The sequence below is a fragment of the Achromobacter sp. 1011791174 genome, from assembly GCF_059760925.1.
This window is the reverse complement of record NZ_JCBANH010000162.1, coordinates 1-6,997: the sequence shown is the minus strand read 5'-3', so window position 1 is coordinate 6,997 and position 6,997 is coordinate 1. Positions and strand designations below refer to the sequence as shown.

General features: G+C 70.7%; 2 protein-coding genes. Both read left to right on the top strand.

Annotation, left to right across the window (positions count from 1 at the left end):
• The first annotated feature begins 216 nt into the window (after window positions 1-216).
• Window positions 217-1,368, top strand: coding sequence for an AAA family ATPase (locus tag AC6LJ5_RS29565; protein ID WP_498142369.1), 1,152 nt, complete (start codon window positions 217-219; stop codon window positions 1,366-1,368).
• Between the two features lie 192 nt (window positions 1,369-1,560).
• Window positions 1,561-6,997, top strand: a 5,437-nt coding sequence (locus tag AC6LJ5_RS29560; RefSeq protein ID WP_498142368.1) for an autotransporter-associated beta strand repeat-containing protein, incomplete at its 3' end; no start/stop codon positions are given.

Here is a 6,997-nt window from a genome sequence, read left to right as displayed (position 1 = left end):
CCTGGCGATCGTCCTCGATCTTGAGGTACAGCCCCTCCGACAGGTCCGCGCCGTCGGGCTGGCGCCGGGCGTGGATCTCTATGCCGAGCGTCCCTGCGTGACCTGGGAATCGCTGGGGCTGCGCACGATGTTCGGGCTGGACGCGCTGGAAGCCGCCGCCAGGCCGCGCAAGTGAGCGCGGCGGGCGGGCAAAATAAACGAATCGGGAGAACCGACATGAATTGGAATCAGATGCAGGCGCTCGTGCCTGCCCCCGGACAGGCGCCGGACTACGCGCGCTGCCTGGAAGCCTTCCCCGTGCTGGAGCAGGCCAAGGCCACGCCTCAGGAGCCGCGCTATCACGGCGAGGGCGATGTGTGGACGCATACCTGCATGGTGGTCGACGCCTTGCTGCAATCGGCCGACTATCTGGCGGCGACGCCGGACGAGCGCGGCGTGCTGTTCTTCGCCGCGCTGCTGCACGACGTGGCCAAGCATCGCACCACCGTGGTGGATCCGGAGACGGGCCGCATCGGCCAGCCCGGCCATTCGCGCAAGGGCGCGGTCGACGCGCGCATCCTGTTGTGGGAGGCCGGCGCGCCCTTCGCCTTGCGCGAGGCCGTGTGCCGGCTGATCGCGGTGCATCAGGTGCCGTTCTACTGTCTGGAGGACGCGCGCCGTCCGGTGTCGCCGGCCTGGACGGTGCACGAGCTGTCGTGGCAGCTGGACATCCGCCTGCTTGCGGCGCTGGCCGAGGCCGACATGCGCGGCCGCATCTGCGCCGACCAGGCGCGCGTGCTGGACAGCATCGAGCTGTTCCGCGAGCTGGCGCGCGAGGAAGGCTGCTATGGCGCACCCAAGGCCTTCGTCGACGCGCACACGCGGCTGAGCTATTTCCGTGGCGCCGACGTGCATCCGGACTATCCGCTGTTCCAGACGCCCGGCTCGAAGGTGACGCTGATGTGCGGCCTGCCGGCATCGGGCAAGGACTCCTGGGTGCGCGAGCATCGCCAGGGCCTGCCCGTGGTGTCCTATGACGACGCGCGCGAGGCGCTGGGCCTGAAGCATGGCGAGAACGACGGCAAGGCGGCGCATCACGCGACGGACATGGCGAAGGCGCTGCTGCGCGAGGCCCGGCCCTTCGTGTGGAATGCCACGCACCTGAGCCGGCAGATGCGATCCAAGGCGCTGGACCTGTGCTACGCCTACAGCGCCGAGGTCCGGATCGTGTACCTGGAACAGCCGCGCGAGGAGCTGCTGCGGCGCAATGGCAAGCGCGACACCACGCTGAGCAACAAGGCGCTGCTGGGCATGCTGCATCGCTGGGAACTGCCGGTTCCGAGCGAGGCGCACGAGGTCCGCTACGAGGTCGAGGGCGCGGCCGCGTAGCGTCTTGCCGGCCGCCGGCCAGGCCGCGCGGTTCTACGACTAAAGTCCGATGCGCCCGTCCGGGCGCATCGCTAAGCTCTGGCCAACCCACCTTCTCGTGCCCAGAGCGCCCGGTCACGCGGCAAGCGTCGTTTCCATATCCGGCAAGGCGTCCTTCATCGCGCGCCAGGCACGCTTTTCAGAAGCCACGATATGAACCACATCTACAAGCTCGTCCGCCACCGTGCATCGGGGGCGTGGACGGTCGTGTCCGAAATCACGCGCGCCGGCGGTCCCGGCGGAGCTGTCTCGCGCGCCTGCGCGGCGGCTGCGCTGCTGATCGCGCCATGCGGCGCGGGTGCGCAGTCGATCACCGACACCGGCGACCCGGGTGAAATCAGCGCGCCGGCGAGCATGAGTCCGTCGACCTGGGACTACGGTTCGGCGCCATTGCAGGCCGGCATCAACCAGAACAAATCCGGGAAGCTGGAAGTCAAGGACGGCGCGATCCTCAAGAGCAATGGCGCGCGCGTCGGAATTGACGAGGGGGCCTTCGGCCAGGTGCTGCTTTCCGGCCAGAACACCGAATGGCGCATGGGCGCGGGCGCGCTTGCGCTGGGCGAGTCCGGGAGCGGGATGCTGGACGTTTCCGCAGGCGCTCGCGTGCTGAGCGAAGGCGGCTGGCTCGGGGTGCGTTCGGGCGGCTTCGGCACCTTCCTGTTGTCTGGCCAGGATACCGAGTGGCGGGCGGGCTCCGCCGCGGTGGTGCTGGGCGACCGCGGCGTCGGCGCCCTGGCGCTGGCGAAGGGGGCCAAGGCGACGACGGGCGCCGCGTTGCTTGGCAGACAACTGGGCGCGCTGGGCGTGGCGAGCATCGACGACGCGGGTTCCGAATGGACGACGGGATCGCAGCTGATCGTCGTGGGCGCAAGCGGCACGGGCATGCTGACGATCGCCGGGGGAGGCAAACTGACTTCGGGTTCGATACGCGTGGCGGATGTGCTGCTGCTGCCAGGAACGGCGTCGGACTCGACGGTGACGATCAGGTCGGGCGGCATGGTCGAGACAGGCCAGCTCGATGCCTGGGACAGCGCCCGCGCCTCGGTCGATATCGATGGCGGCATCCTGCGCCTGACGCGCAACCAGCCTGGCCTGTTCGCAGGATTTCGCGACGGCAAGGTCTTGCTGGGCGCCGGCGGCGCGATCCTCGACACGCAGACGCACGATGTGACCCTGGCCATCGGCCTGCAAGGGGTGGGCGGGCTGACCAAAACGGGTTCGGGCAAGCTGACGCTCGGCGGCGTGAACAGCTACGCCGGCAATACCAATGTCTTGAACGGCACGCTGGCCATCGGGCCAGGCGTCACGCTGGCGGGCGGCGCGGGCAGTCTGGCGCGGGACGCGGGCGCGCAGGCTGCGGTAACGGTCACCGGAGCGGGCGCGAAGTGGGACACGGGCTCCAACCCCATCGCCGTGGGCGTTGCCGGCAAGGGCGAGTTGATGATCGCGCAGGGCGGCAGCGTCAAGACCGGCGGCGGCATCATAGGCGCGTCAGGGAGCACCGGCGCGACAGGGGATATACCCAGCACGGTGACGGTGGCCGAATATGGGTCCGAATGGGATGCGAATGGCGCTTTGCTGGTGATAGGCGGCGCCAGTGCAGGGATCTTGACGATCAAGGTGGGGGGCAAGGTACGCAGCAGTTCCGCGCTGATCGGCAATGACCCGGCAGCGTCCGGCACGGTGATGGTGCAGGACGCTGCCTGGGACCTGGGGGGCAACAGGTTGACCGTGGGCAGGTACGGCGCCGGAGCGCTCAACATCGCGCAGGGCGGTGTCGTGACCAGCGGCGCGGCCGTCCTTGGTGAGCAAACCGGTTCGTCGGGCTCGGTGACCGTGGCGGGAGCGAACGCCAGGTGGGGCCTGGGCAGCGGCAGCCTGATGGTGGGCTACGGAGGGTCAGGCACGCTGATCATCAAGGACGGCGGCAAGGTGATGAGCGATCTGGGGGCAATCGGAGGCGGCCCGACCGGCGCAACGGGTTCGGTAACGGTCAGCGGGAAAGATGCCGAATGGGATGCGAGATCGGCCTCGGTAAACGTGGGCGTCACGGGCAGCGGGACGCTGCACGTCCTGAATGGCGGCAAGGTGAAGAGCAATGGCGGGACGGTCGGGCAAGCCTCGTCGGGCGCATCCGGCGAGGTGACGATCAGCGGGCAGGATGCCGAATGGAATACGGGAACGGGGCAGTTGCTCTTGGGCATGGGCGGCTCCGGCGCCTCGCTGAGCATCGATGACGGCGGGCGGCTGACCAGCAACGGCAGCATCATCGGCAAAGGGAACCACCCGGCGGGAAGCGCCACGGTCATCATGCGCGGCCGCCGGACTGTCTGGGACGCGCAGGCCGGCGGCAATCGCTTTGAGGTGGGCCTGTACCTGGGCGGCGAGCTGCGCGTCGAGCAAGGCGCGCGGCTGCTGACCAGGGAGGCGAATGTCGGGTACGGCGTCAGCACGCCGGGCGAGTCCGGCCGAGTGACCATAAGCGGGGCGGATTCGGAGTGGGACGCGGGCGCGAACGCCATCGTGTTGGGCAGCTATGGCGGCAGCGGCGAACTGGCGGTCCTGAACCAGAGCCGGGTCAAGGCTGGCGCGATCATGGTCGGCGGTGATCCCGCCAACCCGGGATCGGATGGCGCGGGCGTGTTGCGCATCGGCGCCGGCGCCGTGATCGAGACGGGACAGGTTGCCGCGCCTGCCGCCGGCGCCGGCTCCGTCATCGCCGATGGCGGCGTGCTGCGCCTGACCGGCGGCCAGCCCGCTCTGTTCTCCGGCTTCAAGACCGGCGATATCAGGCTGGGGGCGAACGGCCTGAGCATCGACACGCAGGGCTACGCCGCCGTCACCGTCGCCAGCCTGTCGGGGCAGGGCGGGCTGACCAAGACCGGCACGGGCACCTTGACGCTGGACGCGGCCAACAGCTATCAAGGCCTGACCACTGTCGACGCAGGTGCGTTGAGCGTTGGCGTCAACGGCAGCTTCGTCGCCAACGGCGCCTATTTCATCAATGGCGGCACGCTGGACCTGAACGGCAAGGCGCTGACGATGGGGCGGCTCGGCGGAACGGCGGGTGTCGTCGCCTTGAACGGCGCCACGCTCACCGTTGATCAGGCGGCTGCCACCCTATATGGCGGCAGCCTCACCGGTTCGGGCGGCTTGAGCAAACGCGGCGCGGGGACGCTGACGCTGACCGGGCCGACCAACCATGCCGGCGACACGGAAGTGTCCGGCGGCAGCCTGCGCTTCGGCGCCGGTGACAATGGCGGCAACGCCGCGCTGACGGGCAACACCACGGTCCGCGCGGGCGAACTGGCGGTGGACGACGGCACGCGACTCAAGATAGACGGGCGCCTGACGCTGGCCGACGGCGCCAGGCTCTCGCTCGCGGCCCAGGCGCAGGATCCGGCCTTGCGGGCCGGCGAGGTGAAGATCGGCAACAACGTCGCGCTCAACCTCTCCGGCATCGCCAGCCTGGATGGCACGCCCCGGACGCTGATCGCCTCGGGCGACCGGATAGACGGCGACTTCGGCGCCATCTCGGTGGGAGGCGTCGCCGGTCCCGCGGACTATCTGACGGTCAACACCAGCAAATCACCGGACGGCAAGGAGTACCGGGTCGCCTACGACCTGAGCTGGACGGCGGCCAACAACCTGGCGCATGGCAGCTTCACCGTGGACGGCCTGTTCACCGTCGGCGTCGGGCTGACCGACCAGAGCGTCACGGCGGGCAGCGCCTGGAACGGCAAGACGCTGACCAAGGCGGGCGCCGGCACGCTGGTGCTGACCGGCGACAACCGCTACACCGGCGGCACCCGCAACACGGCCGGCGTCTTGCAGATCGGCGACGGCGGCCTGACCGGTTCGATCCTGGGCGACGTGGTCAACGACGGCACGCTGGTCCTGAACCGCGCCGGAGCGCTCACGCTCGCGGGCAATATCTCCGGCGCCGGCGGCTTGCGGCAGATCGGCGCGGGCGCCGTGACGCTGGCGGGCGATAACAGCTATGGCGGCGGCACCGAGCTGCGCGCCGGCGCCTTGCAGGTGTCGCGCGATGCCAATCTGGGCGCGGCATCAAGCGCATTGGTCTTCACCGGCGGCTCGCTGGCGACGACGGCGGACTTCGCCACCAGCCGGTCGGCGACGCTGTCGCAGACCGCCGGAATCGACGTCGCGGCCGGCACGACGCTGGCGATGAGCGGCCAGCTGTCCGGGCCGGGCAGCCTGCTCAAGACCGGCGACGGCACGCTGCGGCTGACCGGCGCGGGCAACGCCTACGGCGGCACCCTGGTGCGCGCCGGCACGCTGATCGGCGATGCCGCTTCGATCTCGGGCGGCATCGGCAATGCGGCCACGGTGGTATTCGAACAGGCCGCCGATGCGCGTTACGGCGGCGACATCGGCGCGCTGGACGGCGCGCGCGGCCTAATGGTCAAGCGCGGCGCGGGCACGCTCACGCTGGGCGGCATGTCCGCGCTGGACTGGTCCGTCGAGGCCGGCGGCCTGGTCACGTCGGCCGAGCGGATGGCGGGCAATGCGGCCATCGCCAGCGGCGCCTCGCTGACCCTGGACCAGGCCGGCGACGCCGCCAACGCCAGCCGCTATTCGGGCGCGGGCGCGCTGATCAAGACCGGCGGCGGCATGCTCACGTTGAATGCCGACAGCAGCGCCTATACGGGCAGCACCGTCATCAGCGGCGGCGGGCTGCGGCTGGCCGACGGCGCGAAGCTGGGCGGCAGCATGCGCGCGCAGGCCGGCACGACCCTGAGCGGCGCCGGCCTGCTGGGTTCGGCCATCATCGACGCCGGCGCCACGCACGCGCCCGGCAATCCGACGGGTGCGCAGGCGATCGCGGGCGACTACGTGAATCGCGGCACCTTGCTGATCACCGCCACGCCGGCGGCGCAGAGCCGCCTGGACGTGGCGGGCCGGGTCGATATCGGCGGCGCGACGCTGGACCTGCGCCTGTCGCCCGACGACGCGGCGGCCTGGCAGCCGCAGGCCGGCCCCTTTGTGCTGATCTCCAAGCAGGGCGCCGGCGCGGTCGAGGGCAGTTTCGCCAGCGTGCGCAATCCGCTGTTGTTCATGGACGCCAGCGTCAACAGCGCGGGCGGCGACGGCAACGACGTCACGCTCAACCTGACGCGCAACAGCAGGCAGGCGGGCAGTCCCGCCAGCACCGACAATCAGCGGGCCGTGGCGATGGGCATCGACGCCTTGCCGCAAACCCATGAGATTTGGCGCGCCTTCATGCTGAGCACCGACGTCGACAGCGCCCGCCAGGCGCTGAGCCAGCTGTCCGGTGACATGCACGCGGGCGTGGCGTCGGCCCTTGCCGCGCCCAGCCTGGCGCCGGCGTCGCAGAACGGGCTGGCCGCGCTGCGCGGCAATCTGTCCGCGCCGCTGGCCGCGGGTGCGCCCACGGCGGCGGCCGGTCTGAGCGATGCGCCAGCCTCCTCGGCGGCGCTGCCGCGCGCCGCGACTTCGCCCATGTGGGCGCAGCTGAGCGGCGACTGGCGGCGGCTGGCCAGCGACGGCAACGCGCCCCGGCTGAACCAGAGCAGCACCAGCCTGACGATCGGCGGCGACGCCGCCG